This is a genomic window from Chryseobacterium sp. CY350 (assembly GCF_027945075.1).
Lineage (GTDB): Bacteria > Bacteroidota > Bacteroidia > Flavobacteriales > Weeksellaceae > Chryseobacterium.
Genome location: NZ_CP116034.1, coordinates 1,281,226 through 1,299,420, shown reverse-complemented (window position 1 = coordinate 1,299,420; position 18,195 = coordinate 1,281,226). Strand labels below are relative to the sequence as shown.

Here is an 18,195-nt window from a genome sequence, read left to right as displayed (position 1 = left end):
TTTTACTTGACAAAGACATCTGTAAACTCAAAACTTTTACCATTAAATAAACCTTTATCGCTCAATTTTAATTCGGGTATTACCAAAAGTGCCATGAATGATAAACTCATATAAGGCGCTCTCAGTTTGCTTCCTAACTCTTTAGCTCTTCGGTCTAATTTGATGTATAATTCTGCGACATCTTCAGCCGGTAGATCGGTCATAATTCCTGCAATTGGTAATTCCAAAGCGATTTCTTCATTACCATTTGCTAAAGAGATACCACCTTTTGCTTTAATGATGGCGTTGACGGCTTTACAAATGTCTTCATCATTAGTTCCCACCACCACAATATTGTGGCAGTCGTGCGCAACACAAGAGGCGATTGCTCCACTTTTTAAACCTAAATTTTTAATAAAAGCTATAGAAACAGGAGCATCATAGTAACGGTTGACTACAGCAATCTTAAGAATATCTTCCTCAATATTTGAATCTGCAAAACCGTTAATTACCAACGTGTCTGTTAGAATTTCGTGGGTGATTAATTGTCCATTTAAAGCTTCTATTACACGTAATTTTTTACCTTCACTTTTAATTTCAAAATCAGAAGGTTTTTTGAGATTACAGTTAAAATTATTGACAATCGGAGCTTTTACAGATTGAATAAACGACTCTCCATTTTCTGCCACCAATTCTCCGCTGATGTATGTTTTTAAAATATTAAAATCATTAAGGTTATCAATTTCAATAAAATCTGCTTTGTCGCCAATCTGCAGTAAACCAATGGGTAAATTGTAATGTTGTACGACGTTGTAAGAAGCTACACGAAGAACATCATATAAGTCATGACCTTGGTTTAAGGCACGTTTTACGTGATCATTAATATGAGATTCAATTAGATTATCGGGATGTTTGTCATCGCAACAAAACATGATCTGCTCTGGAAATTCTTTTAATAAAGGAATTAAGGTATCGAAATTTTTCGCGGCACTACCTTCTCTGATCAAAATTTTCACACCATGTTTTAATTTTTCTAAAGCTTCTGTGTAACCAAAACATTCATGATCTGTAGTGATTCCGGCATCAAAATAGGTTTTCATTCCTTCTCCCATTAATCCCGGAGCATGACCGTCGATTGGTTTTCCATGTTTTTTTGCAAAAGCAATTTTTTTCAAAACCTCTTCATCCTTATAGATAACACCTGGAAAGTTCATCATCTCTGCCAGATAAACAATTTCTTTTCTGCTAAGCAATTGATCAATGTCATTAGCATCAATTACCGCTCCTGCAGTTTCAAACTGAGTTGCCGGAACACACGATGGCGCTCCAAAGTAAAAATGAAAAGGAACCTGCTTAGCATTTTCTATCATATAATCTACACCCGGAATTCCTAAGACGTTGGCAATCTCATGCGGATCAGAAATGGTGCCTACGGTTCCGTGTTTTACTGCAATTTTTGCGAATTCTGATGGTACAAGCATGCTGCTTTCAATATGAACATGGGCATCGATAAAACCGGGTAGAATGTAGGTCTCTACTTTTTCATTGATTCGCTTTATTGAAGTGATTTTTGAATCTGAAATTATAACTTCTGCAGGAAAAGTTTCTCTTGCAATGATGTCTATTAAATTGGCTTTAATTTTAAAATTCATCGTGTTTTTATTTAAAATGAAAAATTCCTAATTGTGAAAATTAGGAATTTATTTTTTGATTTTCTATTTAGATTTAATTTTTTACAACTTGCGCATCTTGCCTTACAACTTCTTTACCATTACTGTCAATCACCACCAAAGTATAAGGTGCTTTCTTAGAAGAATTGGTGAGATAATTTCTCCAAACCTGATAAATAGTACCATTATTATTAAATTCGAAATAATAATTACCACCCGAACCATCAGGAATCATGTCACCGTTAGAGATAATCATGCTTGGTTTTGCAGTAATTTTTGTATTTGCGCCCCAAGATTGATAAAGGTAATTTCCGTTGGGTTGCTTATCGATTCTTATTTTAAACTTTTTAGTTTTAATGATAACCGTTTTTGGTACGGTTTGTAAATATTCGATTCCATTTGCGTTTCCGGGGCTTGGTTTTAGATCATTTGCCAGAATAAATGAAAACTGAGCAATGCAGAAAGTTCCTAATAATAATTTCTTAATCATTTTTGATGTATTTTAAGTTTGTACGTGAACATTATCAAATTTAAAGCCAATTACGAAATAATTTCTCCTTGAGTATAACTGGCGAAAGCTTCTTCCAGGCTGTCAAATTTCCCTTTAAATTCTTCAATCGCACAATCCTGCAAAATATTTCCTTTATGAATTAAAATCACTCTTGAGCAAAGTGCTTCAACTTCCTGCATGATATGCGTAGAAAGTAAAACTGTTTTTTCTTTGCCGATTTCCTTCACTACATTTCTTATTTCGATGATTTGATTGGGATCTAAACCGTTTGTGGGTTCATCCAAAATTAGTAAATCAGGTTGGTGTATGATCGCCTGAGCCAAACCTACTCTCTGTTTGTAACCTTTAGAAAGTTGGCTTATTTTTTTTGATTTTTCCGGAGTAATTCCTACAAGTTCGATCACCTCATCAACTCTTGATTCTGAAATTTTGTGAATATTTGCAACAAATTGCAGATATTCTTTCACGTACATTTCCAGATACAACGGATTGTTTTCCGGGAGAAAGCCAATATTCTTTTTGCTTTCTATTTCGTTTTCCGAAATGTTTTTTCCATTAAAAATAATTTCGCCTTCATCAATTTTTAATGCACCAACAATAGATTTCATCAGCGTAGATTTTCCGGCTCCGTTGGGACCAAGAAGGCCTATGATTTCATTTTTATCAATCGAAATATTAATATTGTTGAGTGCAGTTTGCTCGGCAAAGTTTTTGGTTAAATTGACTACGTGAAGAGACATAATTATTAATCTTTTTACAAAAATAAAATAAAAAAAACTCATTCTTGAAGAATGAGTTATGTATTTATAAAGAAATAACTGTTATTTTTTTGATTTCTTTTTAGGTGTTGTACTTTTCGCTGGTGTGGCCGTCTCATAACGGTTTTGAGTATTTGCCATGTTAGAAACAGGATGTACCGCTTGTTTTTGTTTATTGTACAGTGCAGCTTTGGAAGTTCCGATTCCGAATATCTTATCGATTTGTTTTTTATTCAGAAACTGTGACTTTCCTACATATTTTCTGTTTTTATTGATAAAATGGATAAACTGTACGGTAGGTTGACCGTAGTTTTTCTCATAATGAAGTTCAATGACGTCGTTAGGAAGCTCAAGCATAACATTTCCTACAGGCTCATCTATAAAGCCGTCGGTCAAAAGTTTGTAAAGATCCATAACATCACCGTTCACGTCCAGAAAAGAAAAAGATCTGAAAGTATTAAGATTACTCGTGTTTATATCTTGATAGTTGAAAGTAAATCTGTTTTCTTTTTTATATAGGCCGACCGAATTATCCTTTCCGATTTCCACCAAGGTCTCATTCTTCAGAACTTTGATCTGCGAGAACGCAGAAATGCTGAACATGCAGGCAAATAGTAGAATTATTTTTCTCATGCGATTGATTTTAATATTTTGATATGGTATGCTAATTTAATTATATTATACCACAACAACGTTTTTTCTCGAACAAAATTAATGTAAATTTTTGAATCAGTCTTTTGCAATGGCAACATTAAGGTAAATTTAACCTTCGTCACATTGCTACAAAATCTCAGAAATCAAATCTGTTGAAAAGATATTTTGTAAAGCTGCTGACTCAAAAAAACGACTATAATTTTTTATTCAAGTGTGCAAAGATAATTAAAATCTTCATTTAAATTAATGAATAGCCCATTTTATTGCTTTTCAATTTAAATATTATCCGGATGTTGGAAATTGGAAGAATTATTTTGACTTTCCGACTATAAATCATAAACTCGTTATGTCTAATAGATAATCTACAATAAGTAATTAAATGTATCAACTTTATAGGATAATCTTACCTATGCTGATTATAAAAGAATTTTCCTGTTTTCGATTTTGACAATGTTTTTTTCTTCCATTTTTTTTATGGTACGAATAACGGTTTCTACCCTGAGTCCGGTAAGTGAGGCCAGTTGCTGTCTCGTATGCAAAACCTCGAAGGTGTGAGGCGTTTTGTTTTCAGTAAAACTTTTAAGGTATCGAAGTATTCCCATAATGCGCACTTCGGGGTCCAGAGAAGAATTGTTCTGCAGCATCAGGAATTTCTGGTATAATCTCTCTGCAAGAAATTTATTAATGTCGAGAGAAATCTGATGATGATCATCTAAAAGCTTAAAGAAATTTTCTTTTTTTATTCTTAAAGCAGAAGCATTGGTAAGTGCTATTGCATTGACGGGATATGATTCGTCTATGAAAAGCATCAGTTCGCACACGCTCTGTCCGGAGGTGAGTATTGTCTGAATAAACTCCTTACCACTTTCATCAATGTGATTTAGCTTTACTCTTCCAGAAACGAGCTGGTAATAATATTTTGGGGTACTGTCTTCATTGAAAATAATTTCGGACGGAGTAAATTTTTCAGTCGTAGCTCCGTATTCAAGGAGTAATTTACTATCAATAAGCATTTTTATTTGGTGTTAAAAATTAAAAAAACTGTTAATATATCATTATTTAGGCAACATAATCATTCTGGCATTCTGACCTTCTCTGATGACGATCAGCTTTCTGGTAACCATATTTTGTAAAAAGTTGTTTCGTTCGGAGATATCCATCTTGAGGATATGATCAAAGTCTCCAAAAAAGTTGCCATTATTTCCACCAGTGTCATTATGTTTTTTTTTGACTATTTTAAGAATTTGATCTTCCATTTCGATAGGATCCATGATATGTGCGTTTGTTTGAATATTTGAATGCGTGAATACAGCTTACAAATATAGTGACATATTGCAATTTTTTTTAAAATAAACTATTGATAAAAAATATATGAAAATAAATAAAAAGCATAAATTAATTACGAAAGGAAGAATTAAAACTACATTGATAATCAAATTTATTACCTAAATGATTATGGATACTACTTTATTGTAGTATTTCGTATCGTAATACTTTTATTTTAGCTTTAAATTAATCTTCTTCTTTTTTCTAAAAAACTGTTTTGAGAAAATGGAATTATTTTTTGCGGAATACTATTTGACAGTAGCATACTTTAGAAATTGTTCGTTGAAATAGTATTGGTTTACATTCATCAATCAGAAAAAAGTAGAAATTATGGAACAGAAAATCATCGGGATATTATTCCTATTATCAGTCAATACAACTCTTATTGCGCAAAATCATTTTACAGTTGAGGTTTCACGGTTGGTGGCTGACAAAGGATATGTCTATTTTGGTCTGTTTGATAAAAAATCTGCATTTTTGAATGAAGATGCTGCGTTTGCTAATGCAAAAGTGAAAGCAACAGGTACTAAAGTCAGTTATACTTTCAAAAATTTGCCTGTCGGAGATTACGCAGTTGCAGTGTATCAGGATGAAAACAATAATGAGAGATGCGACAAAAATATGATAGGATATCCAACCGAAGGATTTGGCTTCTCAAATAACTATAAACCTAAATTTTCTGCTCCGAAATTTGACGATGTTAAAATCAATATTAAAAATTCTACTAAAACCAACATCTCTTTAATCGGAAATTAAACTTACTTTTTGTATCAAGAAAATCACTACGTAATCGCATACTAGCTTTTACGAAACAGTAGTGCTTGATATATATTCCTCATGTCAACAGTACAAAGTTCATCATTTAATCATGTTGACGGCGTTGTACTAACCAATAATATTATAATGGCTATGATCACAATCATAGGATTGCAGAAGATGATTTGCCTAAATTGTTTTTCTAAATCAACATTATTATATGAAATATTTACTGTGCTTCAGCCATCTGTCGTGGACTTTTGTGTACCAACGACCTCAACACCTTTTGACAAGGTTTTCCAGAGAATATCAGGTGTTTTATTTTGAAGAACCAAAAATAGGTGACTTCAATCAATTTTCTGTAAATACTCAAGACGGAATTTTTATAGTAGAACTTACAGTCACTGCTTTTGATGAAACCACAAATGAGAGAGTCAGAAATCTCATTGATCAGGTTTTGCAAGAATATCAGATTAGAAGATATTCCGTTTGGTATTATACACCAATGGCACTTCAGTTTACTGATCATCTTACTCCTCAGACTGTTATTTATGATTCTATGGATGAGCTTTCTGCGTTCAGATTTGCACCGCCACAGCTTTTAGAATTAGAGAATGAACTTTTCAGAAAAGCTGACGTAGTTTTCACGGGCGGTAACTCTCTTTATCAGGCTAAAAAAAACAGACACCACAATATTCATGCAATGCCGAGCAGTATTGATAAAGCTCACTTTGGGCTGGCTAGAAATATTCAGCATGATCCTGAAGATCAGATTTCGATCGGTTTTCCTAGATTAGGATTTTTTGGCGTTGTAGACGAAAGGTTTGATATTGAGCTTCTGCGTGAGATTTCTGCAAAGCGTCCTCACTGGCAGTTTGTGATCATCGGTCCAGTCGTAAAAATTGATCCCGAAGTTTTACCAAAAGCTTCCAATATTCATTATTTAGGACCAAAAACTTATGCAGAATTGCCTTCGTACATTTCAAATTGGGATATTGCCCTCATTTTATTTGCTTTAAATGAATCAACTGAATTTATAAGTCCTACAAAAACTCCCGAATATCTTGCTGCCGGTAAACCTGTGATATCAACACCAATCAAGGATGTAGTACAACCGTACGGTAATGCTGGTTTAGTGGAAATTGTTTCAGATGCTGATTCATTTGTCTCTGCTGCCGAAAAAATATTTGCAGATACAGAAAACGACAGTTGGCTCAGAAATGTCGATCATTTTCTGAAAAATGATTCCTGGGATAATACATATAGCAAAATGAATGCACTCATCAATGCAGTAGAGTCGAAAAAATTACAAATTACAAATAATAAAAAGCAGATCAACCATGTATGATTTTTTAATAGTAGGCTGCGGTTTCGCCGGAGCAGTTTTAGCAGAACGCCTTGCGAATGAAGGAAAAAAGATATTAATTGTCGATAAACGAAATCATATCGCAGGAAACGCTTTTGATTATTATAACGAAGACGGAATTCTCATTCATAAATACGGTCCTCATATTTTTCACACCAATTCAGAAGATGTATTCAGATATTTAGGGCAATTTACAGAGTGGAGGCCTTATGAACATCGGGTTCTCGGAAGTGTTGACGGATTGCTGGTTCCGATTCCTATTAATCTTACGACGATCAATCAATTATACGGTAAGAATCTTACATCAGATGAGATCACAGATTTTCTGGCTTCAAAAGCTGAAAAAAGAAATCCGATTCTGACTTCGGAAGACGTCGTTCTGAATGTGGTAGGGAAAGAACTCTACGAAAAGTTTTTTAAAGGATATACAAAAAAACAGTGGGATCTTGATCCTTCAGAACTTGATGCATCCGTAACTGCGCGTGTTCCTACCAGAACCAATAGAGATGATCGCTATTTTACAGACACATTTCAGGCCATGCCGAAAACTGGCTATACAGAAATGTTTAAGAAAATGCTTTCACACAAAAATATAAGCATTATGCTTCAGACTGATTATAAGGATATTATGGATGTAATTCCTTTTAAAACTTTGATTTATACAGGCCCGATCGACTCATATTTTGATTATTGTTTCGGTAAATTACCGTATCGTTCTATTGATTTTAAATTTGAAACACTGAATCAGGAAAATTATCAGCCGACAGGAACGGTTAATTATCCAACATCGAATTTATATACGAGAATAACTGAATTTAAATTTCTGACGGGGCAAAAAAACGATAAAACCACTATTGTATATGAATATCCGACTGCCGAGGGAGATCCTTATTATCCGATCCCAAGGAAACAGAATCAGGAAATTTACAATCAATACAAAAAACTGGCAGAAGATCATCCTGATGTTTTTTTTACAGGTCGTTTGGGAACTTACAAATACTACAATATGGATCAGGTAGTTGCGCAGTCACTGGCTTTGTTTAAAAAGTTAAAAAGCAGGGAAGCTTATGTTCAGTAATGATTATCTAAAATCTAACAATAATCCTTTCAGAAGTTTTCTGATGGGCGGTTTTGAGTGTGCAGACCATCAGAATGCATTTGGGGAAAGAGTAGATTTGTACCAATTGTCGGGACACGACCGCTTTCTGGAAGAAGATTATGATCTTTTAGACGATTTAGGAATAAAAACTGTGCGCGAAGGAATTCGCTGGAGCGCGGTAGAAACGAAGCCTTACGAGTACGATTGGTCTGAAGTTGACCGTATCATAAAAGTTTCTCATTTAAAAAACATTCAGGTGATGTGGGATATCTGTCATTTTGGTTTTCCCGATGATCTTACACCGCTTCACCCAATGTTTGCAAGAAGATTCAGTCATTTGTGTCGCGAATTTGTAATAAAATACAGAAGCATTGTTCCTTACGATACTTTAATTGTCACTCCGATTAATGAAGTCAGTTTTATATCATGGCTGGGCGGAGATGTACGAGGAACTTCACCATACTGTGTCGGTCAGGGTTGGGAAGTAAAATATGCATTAATGAAAGCATATATTGAAGGAATTGAGATGATGCGGAAAGTAGATCCATCGGTTAGAATTCTTATCACCGAGCCTTTGGTCAACATCGTTTCAAATAATATCGGTAATGATATTTCTTTGCTGTCCGCAGAAGAGAAACATTTTGAGCAGTTTCAGGTTCACGATATTTTATCGGGAGCGATGTGCCCGGAACTCAGAGGTAAGCCGGAATATCTGGATATTATCGGTGCAAATTATTATTACAACAACCAATGGATCAACGAAACTCACGAGTTTCTGCCTTGGGCTGATGAGCCGCCACACCATTTATTCAGGTCGCTGCATTCTTTGGTAGAAAATGTTTTTTCAAGATATGGCAGACCTATAATTATTGCAGAGACCAGTCATCCCGCTGAAGACAGAGCGAAGTGGATCAGGCAAATTAATCAAGAGTGCAAATCTATCTTAAGTTCTGGTATTCCTCTTTTTGGGTGCTGTTATTACCCGATTATCGACCGTCCAGACTGGGATCATTTAGATCACTGGCATCACAGCGGGATTTTTGATATCTATGATAAAAATTCTCTGGAGAGAATTCCGGATGCAGAAAGCATTGATGCATTTTTAGAATTTAAAAATAATGTAAACATAATTGATGCAGTGGTATCAATTTAAGTTTTGTAGTTAAGAAATCAAAGTCTTCCTTATGACGAAGGCTTTGATTATCATTTTCAAACAGGATAGTTTGGAGAGATATTTTGAGCTTTAAGTTTCAAATTTTGGCAGTTTAATTTATTTAAAAGAAAATTCAACATCAATAAATTTAGAAATGATTAAAATAAAGATAAAGCGAGAGAAAATGAATGACGTTTTTACGAAACATCATTTGCTGGGTTTACCTTTTGATGCAGTCATTCATCATTTTAGCAGGAAAGATCAACACGATCATGTACATGATCATCCTTTTAGTTTTACCACTTACATTTTGAAAGGGAGTTATGTAGAAAGAATTTATGAGATTCACGATGACGGATCTTACACGTTTTCAGATCATCACAGAAAAAGAAGGAACCACGCATTTCGTTCCGGCAAAAACAATTCATGAGATTCTTGAGCTTCCGGATGGAGAATGCTTTACACTCATAAAACCTTATCAAAAAGAGAAAGAAACCTTCTTTTATAGATTTGAAGATGGTAAAGTATTCAGAAGAAAATGGAACCAGCGTAAATTCAGAATGATAACTTAATAATTTTTTGAATTAAATCTTTTGAATTTATAAAATCATCTTCTGTTGAATTATTTATTTCTAAATTTTTTAATTGTAAAAGCATAGAACAAAATGTATGCAGTGCGCAGGAATCGGTACGTCATTTGGTTATAAGAATTTGAGTTAAATACAAATACTCAAACACCACAATTACAAATAAATTTACAATGAAAAAAGCATCACTGCAAACAATTGCAAAAAAAATGAAAGATCTCGACTTCTGTATGATGACAACAGTTGACGGGAAAGGAATTACTCACTCAAGACCTATGAGTAATAACGGAAAAGTTGAATATGATGGCGACTCATGGTTTTTCACGTATGAAGACAGTAATAAAGTTCAACAGATTAAAAATGATCACAGAGTTAGCCTGATTTATCAAACTGATGATATGCTGTTCATCGATTGCTATGGCACAGCAACTATCGTAAAAGATAAAGAAGTTTTACAGGAAAAGTGGATTGATGAACTCGAACAATGGTTTCCCGAAGGTATCGACACACCCGGAATTTGTTTGGTAAAAGTAACATCCAAACGTGTTTCCTTCTGGCATAAAGAAGAAGAAGGCGAATATATTTCTTCATAAAGATGGCATCATTTAGTATTACAGCATATTATTATATTAAAAATTTAAATATTTTTTAACTAAATGATTATTTAAAATGATCTTATAGAAAATCACCTTATGGTTATTTATTTTCAGCAAATTGATAGTCCTAAGTAATAAGAAAAGGTTCCATGTGAAAATTGGAACCTTTTTTATTTTAAAAAGAACAAAAACGGAAACTTTACCAAGAATTCTAATTTATAAGAAAGAGTTCAAATTTAATTGCGAAAAAGACAAAAGTATGTTCCACAATTAGTCTGAATTTATTAAAATTTACTTCCTTTTAAAGATGGAAAAGCCGATTATTATTCTTTAAGCTTAAAGAAAAACCATTTACTTATATTTGCTCAGCAAAGCAAATCTAAATGTTCAAAAAAGTACTTACGATATTTATTCTCGGCTTTTTCACGGTTTTTTGTTCGGCCCAGCAGGTTCGGCCCTCAAAATCATCTGAAATTTACCGCGATCTCAAAACCCTCAAAAATATTCCGAAAGTCTTATATCTCGCCGCTCATCCCGATGATGAAAATACGGGATTACTCTCCTGGTTAATCAATGACCAGAATGTGGAAACAGGCTATTTGTCCTTAACGAGAGGTGATGGCGGACAGAATTTATTAGGAATAGAACAAGGTGCAGCGTTGGGTTTGATCAGAACACACGAACTTTTGGAGGCAAGAAAATTAGACGGTGCCCAACAGTTTTTTACCCGCGCGATTGATTTCGGTTTTTCTAAAAATACAACCGACACTTTTAAACAATGGGATGAAAACACCATTACGGCCGATGTCGTTTGGGTTATCCGCAATTTCCGTCCTGATGTGATTATTTGCCGTTTTCCACCTACTGCGGCGGCGGGACACGGGCAACATGCTGCTTCGGCTGTACTTGCGGAAAAAGCGTTTAAGTTAGCGGGTGATAAAACTGCGTTCCCAAATCAATTGAAATATGTGAATGTATGGCAGCCTAAACGTTTGTTGTGGAATACTTTCCGCTTTGGTTCTGTCAATACGACTGCCGAAAATCAAATGAAAATTACCGTTGGGCAATACGACGCACAACTGGGATTAGGATATGGTGAACTGGCAGGATTGAGCAGAAGCTTACATAAAAGTCAAGGCGCAGGAACACAGTCTGTCGCAGGAATCAAAACTGAATATTTCAGTCACGTTGCCGGTGAGCCCGCAAAATCAACACTTTTTGATGGCGTAGTTAAAAACTGGACTGCAAAAGGAAACGCTGATATTGAACAATCTTTGGACAAAATTATTTCCGCTTTCAATTTTAATCAACCTGACTTGAGCTTACCCTCTTTATTGGTTTTAAGAAAAAAAGTGATGGCGCTGAAAGATTCAGATTTAAAAAAGGATAAAATCAAATCTCTTGATCATATTATTTTAAGCTGTGCCGGTTTTATGGGCGAGGTCGTGACCAATCAGGCTGAAGCGGTTGCCGGAGACCAGTATATTTTTAAATTAAATCTAATTTCAAGAGCTGAAAATCCTGTTGTTTTAGAAAATGTAAAATGGCTGAATCAGTCAGAAAACGTCAACAGAAAACTGTCTAAAGATTCTTTAATTACCATTCAGCACGATATTCAGATTCCTGCTGATGCAGCATTCACGGAACCTTACTGGTTAGCTAAACCAGCCAAAGATGCGGCCACTTTCTCTGTTCCGAATGATACTTTAATCGGTTTGCCCGAAGCAGAATCATCACTGAATGTTTTAGTTGGTTTAAAAATAGGTTCGCAAACATTTCAGGTTAAACTTCCTTTATCTTTCAAAAAATTAGACCCGGTGCGTGGTGATGTAGTTGAAGGCTTGCGCATTGTTCCTGCATTGGAACTGAAATTTACACAACCGCTTTATTTAGTCAAAGAAAATGAAGATTTACGTTTGAGTTTAAATTTTAAGGTTAATTCGAACAAAAAGTTCAGTAATGGAAAATTAAACCTTTTATATAAAGGAGAACAATTAGGCGGCGGTGATTTAAAATCCATTAATGGAAAAGATTTTACGGTCGATTATGTCATTCCAAAAGCTAAATTGGCCGCCATAAAATCAAATCAGTTACAATTGGAAGCCAATTTTGTTGCAGATGGGATCAGTTATAACAAAAAACAGGTATTAATTCAGTATCCGCATCTTCCTTCCTTACAATATTTTACGCCTGCGATGGTACCCGTGATGAAAGGTGATATTCAGGTGAAGGTTAAAAAAGTGGGTTACATACAAGGTGCGGGCGATTTTATTCCTGAGTTTTTACGTATTGCGGGTATTCAGGTTGATGTACTGAAAGATGAAGATTTTTATGGCAACTTAGATGAATCTGCAGGAAACAGAAGTCAAAACAAGTTATCACAATATGATGCCATCGTATTGGGTGTTCGTGCAAATAATACTGAGAAAAAACTGGGTCGTTGGATGCCTTTTTTATGGTCTTACGTGAAAGGCGGCGGTAATCTGGTGATGCAGTACAACACCAATCAGGATACAACTGTTGACCAGTTGGGAATGTACAGCTTCAGTATTGCCAATAAACGGGTTACCGAAGAAAATGCTGAGGTTAAGTTTTTAAATCCAAATCATAAATTACTCAACTTTCCAAACAAAATTACTGCAGATGATTTTAATGGTTGGGTGCAGGAGCGTGGCGCTTACTTCCCGGACAAATGGGATCCGGCATACGAACCGCTTTTTGAAATGCACGATACGGGCGAAGAACCTCTGCAGGGTTCAACTTTGTATACGAAATATGGAAAAGGCAATTTTATTTATACTCCGTTGGCATTTTTCAGACAGTTGCCTGCAGGAAATGTGGGCGCGGCGCGTTTATTTTTAAACTTTTTATCTGCACAGAAAAACTGATGAGCAATCAACTTAAAAACTGGAATCTCTGGTACGTATTACTAGCCGTGGCTTTAATACTGCAGATTGTATTTTATTATCTTTTTACTAATTTCTGGCGATGAGTACGATAGACTGGACTGCTCTTATTTTTACGCTGGTTGGCGTTGTCGTTTATGGCGTATGGATCGGCCGTGGCCAGAAAAGCAACGAATCTTACCTGAAAGCAGACAATAAAATGCCCTGGTACATTGTGCTGATCGGTATTATGGCGACTCAGGCAAGCGCAATTACTTTTATTTCGGCACCGGGTCAGGCTTATACAGACGGAATGCGTTTCGTGCAGTATTATTTTGGTCTGCCTTTGGCGATGATTGTCATCTGTATCACCTTCATCCCAATTTTTCAGCGTTTAAATGTTTATACGGCTTATGAATATCTGGAAAACCGTTTTGATAAAAAAACAAGAGTACTCACTTCACTGCTTTTCCTTTTTTCGAGAGGCTTATCGACAGGAATAAGCATTTACGCACCGAGCATCATCCTTTCAAGTGTTTTAAACTGGGATATTTATCTGACTAATGTTTTGACGGGCGGGATTCTGTTGATTTACACCTACATTGGCGGTGCAAAAGCAATTGCCCACACCCAAAAATTACAGTTTCTCATTATTCTCGGAACAATGGCTTTTGCAGGTTATCTGCTGATCCAGAATATGCCGAATGGAATCGGATTTAAAGATGCGCTTTATCTGGCAGGAAAATCTGGAAAGCTGAATGTCATCACCACAGAATTCGACTGGAAGGATAAATACAACATCTGGAGCGGGCTGATCGGCGGTTTTTTCCTGGCACTTTCTTACTTCGGAACCGACCAGAGTCAGGTTGGGAGATATATTACGGCGAAAGACAATACGAATGCAAAAATGGGCTTGCTGCTGAATGGTTTGGTTAAAATTCCGATGCAGTTTGCTATTCTTTTAATTGGTGCTTTGCTTTTTGCTTTCTTTTCGCTAAAGCCGGCGCCGGTTTATTTTAATGAACGTTCTTATCAGCATTTAAAGGAAACAAAACCTGAACAGGCCGCGGTTTTTGAAAAAGAACATCAGGATCTGCAAGCCAAATTCAATTCAGAATCGAAAGAAATTTTGAAGTTAAAGGAAACTCAGTCTCCGCAACTTAATAATAAAATTGAGGATTTTAAAAATACACAAACTCAGGTGAAAGCACTTCACAGCAGGGTAGAAGAAGCCATCAACAATTTAAAATACAATGCAGAAAAAACGGATACCAATTATATTTTCCTGTATTTCGTAAAAAATACTTTGCCTGTCGGGATGATCGGTTTACTGTTTGCCGTGATTTTTCTGGCGAGTTGGGGTTCAATTTCTGCAGCACTGAATTCTCTTGCGGCCTGTTCACTGAAAGATGTTCATTTAATATTCAAAAAAGAAATTCCAGATGATGCAACCGAACTGAAATACAGCCGTCTTCATACTTTAGCGTGGGGGATTTTCTCCATCGGCGTTGCGATGTTTGCCACTCAGATGGGTTCGCTTATTGAAGCGGTGAATGTATTGGGTTCTCTTTTCTACGGCCCGATACTGGGTATTTTCCTTGTTGCTTTTTACTTTAAAAAAGTTAGAGGAGCGAATGTGTTTATTTCGGCAATTTTATCAGAAATCACAGTCATTGCCATCTATAATTTTGATATTGTTTCTTTCCTATGGCTCAATGTGATTGGAGCTGCGGCAGTCATAATATTTTCTGCAGTTGGATTGATTTTTTATAAGCCGAAAGCAGTATCTTCGTAAAAGAATAATAATAAAATTTATGAGAGCAATAATTAAATCTGCTGCAATGGTTGTAGCCGCAATGACAATTTCTGTCAATGCATTCGGACAGGAAGCCAAAAAGCCGGCGAGTCCTGCAATGACTGCAACCGGAAAAATTAAAGATGCAAACATCACGATCGCCTATAGCAGTCCGTCTGTAAAAGAGCGTAAAGTTTGGGGCGAATTAGTTCCTTACAATAAAGTTTGGCGTGCAGGTGCGAATGATGCAACTACTTTCGAAACAAGCAAGGATATTACCGTTCAGGGGAAAAAACTTCCTGCAGGTAAATACAGTTTTTTCTTAATTCCGAAAGAATCAGGAACGTGGACTGCGGTTTTTAATAAAGAACCAAAACAATGGGGCGCTTATAAATACGAAGAATCGAAAGATGCTTTGCGCGTTGATGTCAGAACAAAACCGCTATCGTCAACGCAGGAAACTTTAATGTACAAGGTAGACAGCAAAGGTTTTACAATGGATTGGGATAAAATCTCAGTTCCTGTAGAAATTAAATAGATAAGATATTATCAGAAGAAAATTAAAATCCCGTTTTTGCGGGATTTTTTTTGTTTTAAATTGTATCTAAAATTAGGTGTTTCATCAAAGTAAATCTGACATAAATTTAGTTTTTCCAGCTGCATTCAAATCCGCTGTTTGATTTTTGTTTTCATCACCGAATAAAAAGAGGATGTAAATGCAGGCAAACTCTTGTATCCCACTTTAAATGCGATTTCACTAAGCGTGTATTTTTGGGCATCCAGGAATTCAACGCTTTTAAGAATCCGCACAAGCTGCAGGTATTTTTGGATCGTTATTCCAGTTTCTTTTTTAAATGATCGTTGTAACGTCCTTACTGACATCTGTGCTTTAGCAGCCATTTCGTCGATGTCAAATCCATACTTGCAATTCTGGTTGATATAATTGCAAATTTTTATAAGCCGCACATTTTTGGGAACAGGAATTTGAAGGCGATCATTTTCGTCGCAGAAATTAGGAAGACTTACCAAAATTGCTCTCAGAAAAGTAAGTTTCTCCGGATTTCTTTCGCGGTGTTTATTCCATTTGGAGGCGTATAACAACATTTCTCTCAAGACTGCAGGTGCGGAGAACACGTGTACATCTCTGTAGAAATCCTGCGTTGGTACAGAACGGAATAATACCACCATTAGATCCACTGTGTCCGCTTCCGAAGTAGTACGGTGCTCCTTGTTTTTTGGGATCCAAATCACGTGATTCTTTGGTACGAGATAAATTTTCTGTTCAATATGGAAATACTGATAGCCTTCGGCAACATAAGTCATTTGGTAGTGTTCGTGGCTGTGCATGTACTCATCGTGCTGCCAATCTTTCTCGTACCAAACGTACGGAGCAGGTAATGCGTCATCCGTAAATATACCTTTTTGAATCTCGGTCATTCCGCATTTCAGATTGTCGTTCTGCATATTGTTTTTGGCAAAGTTAATTAAAACAGCATTTCTAACTTTGTATTAGTTAATTTTATATGTTCTATGAGACGAGCAAAAATATATTTGATGTTGATTTTTTTATTAATAACAACAATAAAAGCAATGGCACAAGATAATAACGCAAGAGTACTTGTCCTGATTTATTCGGATAGCGGCGGTACTTATGAACTGGCGAAAGAAGTCAAAACAGGGATAGAAAGCGGAGGCAATGTTTCGGCAGTTATAAAGCAGGTAATGCCTTCTGCAAATGCGAAGCTGAAGGATATCCCTGTTGCAACGGTAGAAGAATTGCCAACTTATGACGGAATAGCATTCGGATCTCCCGTTTATTTTGGAAATATAAGTACTGGAATGAGTGCGTTTTTGGCAAAAACAGTAGATCTTTGGACGAGTCATTCGCTGGAGGGAATGCCTGCAACCGTTTTTATGTCTGCCGGAAGTGGCGCAGGAAAAGAGCTGGCGCTGCAATCATTCTGGAACAGCCTTGCAGTGCATGGAATGGTATTGATGCCAAGCGGAATCCGCGGGAATGAAAAAATTGATAAAGAGATTCCGCAAGGCAACTCGGTTTTGGGGACAACAAGCCTGGCCTCACTAAAAAGCACAGAACGTCCAAGTAAAAGCGAGCGTTTTCTGGCCGAATTGCAAGGCGAGAGTTTTTCCAAAATTGTGTTGGGACTAAAAGGTACTTTCGAAAAAAAGAATTTGAAGATGAAAGAAATGAAAGACATCAACAAAGTATTAGAAGAGAGGCATATTATTCTTCCAAAAGCACCGGCTCCGGTGGGAAATTACAGTCCGTTTTCGCGTTCGGGTAATTTGGTTTTCATCAACCAGGTGGCATTGAAAGATGGAAAAATTCTAAATCCAGGGAAAGTTGGGGTAGATATAACTAACGAGCAAGCGAAGGAAGCAACCAGGCAAACGATGCTGAACGTTATATCTGTTTTAAAAGAAGCTGTGGGAGGAGATCTTAATAAAGTAAAAAAATGTGTACAGCTTACCGGCATTTTCAATACGGATGGTAATTTTACAGATCATGCGGCATTGATGAATGCTGCTTCCGACCTTACTGTAGATGTTTTCGGCGAAAAGGGAAAGCACGCTAGAGGAACTTTAGGAGCCTATTCTCTGCCCGTAAATTCGACTGTAGAGATCCAGGCAATTTTTGAAGTTGAATAATAAGGCGTATACAGATAGCAGAAATTTATAACGAAGTGTCACAGTATTTATTAAGACTGCTTTTCATTAAAAATTTTAAGGACTATAATTTCATCCCCAATTTATGGGGATTTTATTTTTAGTAGCGATACTTAAATTTAAACAAAATAAGAACTTCAACTCAAGATTTAATCATAAATCTCAGTCACTACACCATTGCCAATTGTTGCTGAATTTACTACGAGATCAAAATCAATTCCTGCATAAATTTTTTTGAAGGTGTCCTTACTTATCTTGCTTGGATAGCGTTAAACCGGTGCGTGACGCATTGGATATGATTAATGGAAAGTGGAAATTATTGATTACCATTTCAGTAGGTGTTGGTAATGAGCGTTTCACATATATTCAAGA

Annotated in this window: 17 protein-coding genes; 10 read left to right on the top strand and 7 right to left on the bottom strand. The window is 36.0% G+C overall.

The features are described from left to right. Nucleotides 1-2 precede the first annotated feature (2 nt). The 6 genes from ade to PGH12_RS05840 form a co-directional block, all read right to left on the bottom strand. On the bottom strand, nucleotides 3-1,631 hold the full coding sequence (gene ade, locus PGH12_RS05865) for an adenine deaminase (protein WP_267597223.1): 1,629 nt from the start codon (nucleotides 1,629-1,631) through the stop codon (nucleotides 3-5). Between the two features lie 73 nt (nucleotides 1,632-1,704). Next, nucleotides 1,705-2,139, bottom strand: a complete 435-nt coding sequence (locus tag PGH12_RS05860) for a hypothetical protein (protein WP_267597222.1) — start codon at nucleotides 2,137-2,139, stop codon at nucleotides 1,705-1,707. A 50-nt stretch (nucleotides 2,140-2,189) separates the two neighbouring features. Further along, the gene (locus PGH12_RS05855) at nucleotides 2,190-2,900 is read right to left on the bottom strand and encodes an ABC transporter ATP-binding protein (protein WP_267597220.1); all 711 of its coding nucleotides are present in this window, start codon (nucleotides 2,898-2,900) and stop codon (nucleotides 2,190-2,192) included. 81 nt (nucleotides 2,901-2,981) lie between these two features. Continuing rightward, nucleotides 2,982-3,551: a hypothetical protein gene (locus PGH12_RS05850; protein ID WP_267597218.1), complete on the bottom strand. Its 570-nt coding sequence runs from the start codon at nucleotides 3,549-3,551 to the stop codon at nucleotides 2,982-2,984. 437 nt (nucleotides 3,552-3,988) lie between these two features. Then, complete coding sequence (locus PGH12_RS05845; RefSeq protein ID WP_267597216.1) at nucleotides 3,989-4,585, bottom strand: Crp/Fnr family transcriptional regulator; 597 nt, start codon at nucleotides 4,583-4,585, stop codon at nucleotides 3,989-3,991. Nucleotides 4,586-4,627: 42 nt separating this feature from the next. Further along, nucleotides 4,628-4,843, bottom strand: a complete 216-nt coding sequence (locus PGH12_RS05840; protein ID WP_267597214.1) for a hypothetical protein — start codon at nucleotides 4,841-4,843, stop codon at nucleotides 4,628-4,630. A 385-nt stretch (nucleotides 4,844-5,228) separates the two neighbouring features. Between PGH12_RS05840 and PGH12_RS05835 the strand changes: the two genes are divergently transcribed. The 9 genes from PGH12_RS05835 to PGH12_RS05795 all read left to right on the top strand — a co-directional run bounded on the left by PGH12_RS05835 (nucleotide 5,229) and on the right by PGH12_RS05795 (nucleotide 15,673). Next, nucleotides 5,229-5,654 carry a DUF2141 domain-containing protein gene (locus tag PGH12_RS05835; RefSeq protein ID WP_267597212.1) on the top strand — a complete coding sequence of 142 codons (426 nt, stop codon included), beginning with the start codon at nucleotides 5,229-5,231 and terminating at the stop codon, nucleotides 5,652-5,654. Between the two features lie 220 nt (nucleotides 5,655-5,874). Then, nucleotides 5,875-7,002: a glycosyltransferase family 1 protein gene (locus PGH12_RS05830; RefSeq protein WP_267597210.1), complete on the top strand. Its 1,128-nt coding sequence runs from the start codon at nucleotides 5,875-5,877 to the stop codon at nucleotides 7,000-7,002. Beyond that, the gene (gene glf / locus PGH12_RS05825) at nucleotides 6,995-8,098 is read left to right on the top strand and encodes a UDP-galactopyranose mutase (RefSeq protein ID WP_267597209.1); all 1,104 of its coding nucleotides are present in this window, start codon (nucleotides 6,995-6,997) and stop codon (nucleotides 8,096-8,098) included. Before PGH12_RS05830 ends, glf begins: the two co-directional genes overlap by 8 nt. Beyond that, entirely contained in the window at nucleotides 8,088-9,272 is a 1,185-nt protein-coding gene (locus PGH12_RS05820; RefSeq protein ID WP_267597208.1) for a hypothetical protein, read from the top strand. The genes glf and PGH12_RS05820 overlap by 11 nt, the downstream gene beginning before the upstream one ends. Before the next feature lie 338 nt (nucleotides 9,273-9,610). Next, nucleotides 9,611-9,844 carry a hypothetical protein gene (locus PGH12_RS05815; RefSeq protein ID WP_271286809.1) on the top strand — a complete coding sequence of 78 codons (234 nt, stop codon included), beginning with the start codon at nucleotides 9,611-9,613 and terminating at the stop codon, nucleotides 9,842-9,844. A gap of 188 nt (nucleotides 9,845-10,032) precedes the next feature. Continuing rightward, nucleotides 10,033-10,452, top strand: a complete 420-nt coding sequence (locus PGH12_RS05810) for a pyridoxamine 5'-phosphate oxidase family protein (protein ID WP_267597204.1) — start codon at nucleotides 10,033-10,035, stop codon at nucleotides 10,450-10,452. A gap of 386 nt (nucleotides 10,453-10,838) precedes the next feature. Further along, on the top strand, nucleotides 10,839-13,343 hold the full coding sequence (locus PGH12_RS05805) for a PIG-L family deacetylase (protein ID WP_267597202.1): 2,505 nt from the start codon (nucleotides 10,839-10,841) through the stop codon (nucleotides 13,341-13,343). Nucleotides 13,344-13,443: 100 nt separating this feature from the next. Next, a complete protein-coding gene (locus PGH12_RS05800; protein ID WP_267597200.1) occupies nucleotides 13,444-15,135 on the top strand; it encodes a sodium:solute symporter family protein in 1,692 nt (563 codons plus the stop codon). Between the two features lie 19 nt (nucleotides 15,136-15,154). After that, on the top strand, nucleotides 15,155-15,673 hold the full coding sequence (locus tag PGH12_RS05795; RefSeq protein ID WP_267597198.1) for a DUF2911 domain-containing protein: 519 nt from the start codon (nucleotides 15,155-15,157) through the stop codon (nucleotides 15,671-15,673). A 125-nt stretch (nucleotides 15,674-15,798) separates the two neighbouring features. On the opposite strand, the gene PGH12_RS05790 is transcribed toward PGH12_RS05795, so the two are convergent. Continuing rightward, nucleotides 15,799-16,599, bottom strand: a complete 801-nt coding sequence (locus PGH12_RS05790; protein ID WP_267597196.1) for a helix-turn-helix domain-containing protein — start codon at nucleotides 16,597-16,599, stop codon at nucleotides 15,799-15,801. A gap of 66 nt (nucleotides 16,600-16,665) precedes the next feature. On the opposite strand from PGH12_RS05790, the gene PGH12_RS05785 reads away from it, so the two are divergent. Further along, entirely contained in the window at nucleotides 16,666-17,805 is a 1,140-nt protein-coding gene (locus PGH12_RS05785; protein ID WP_267597194.1) for an Atu1372/SO_1960 family protein, read from the top strand. Nucleotides 17,806-18,195 lie beyond the last annotated feature (390 nt).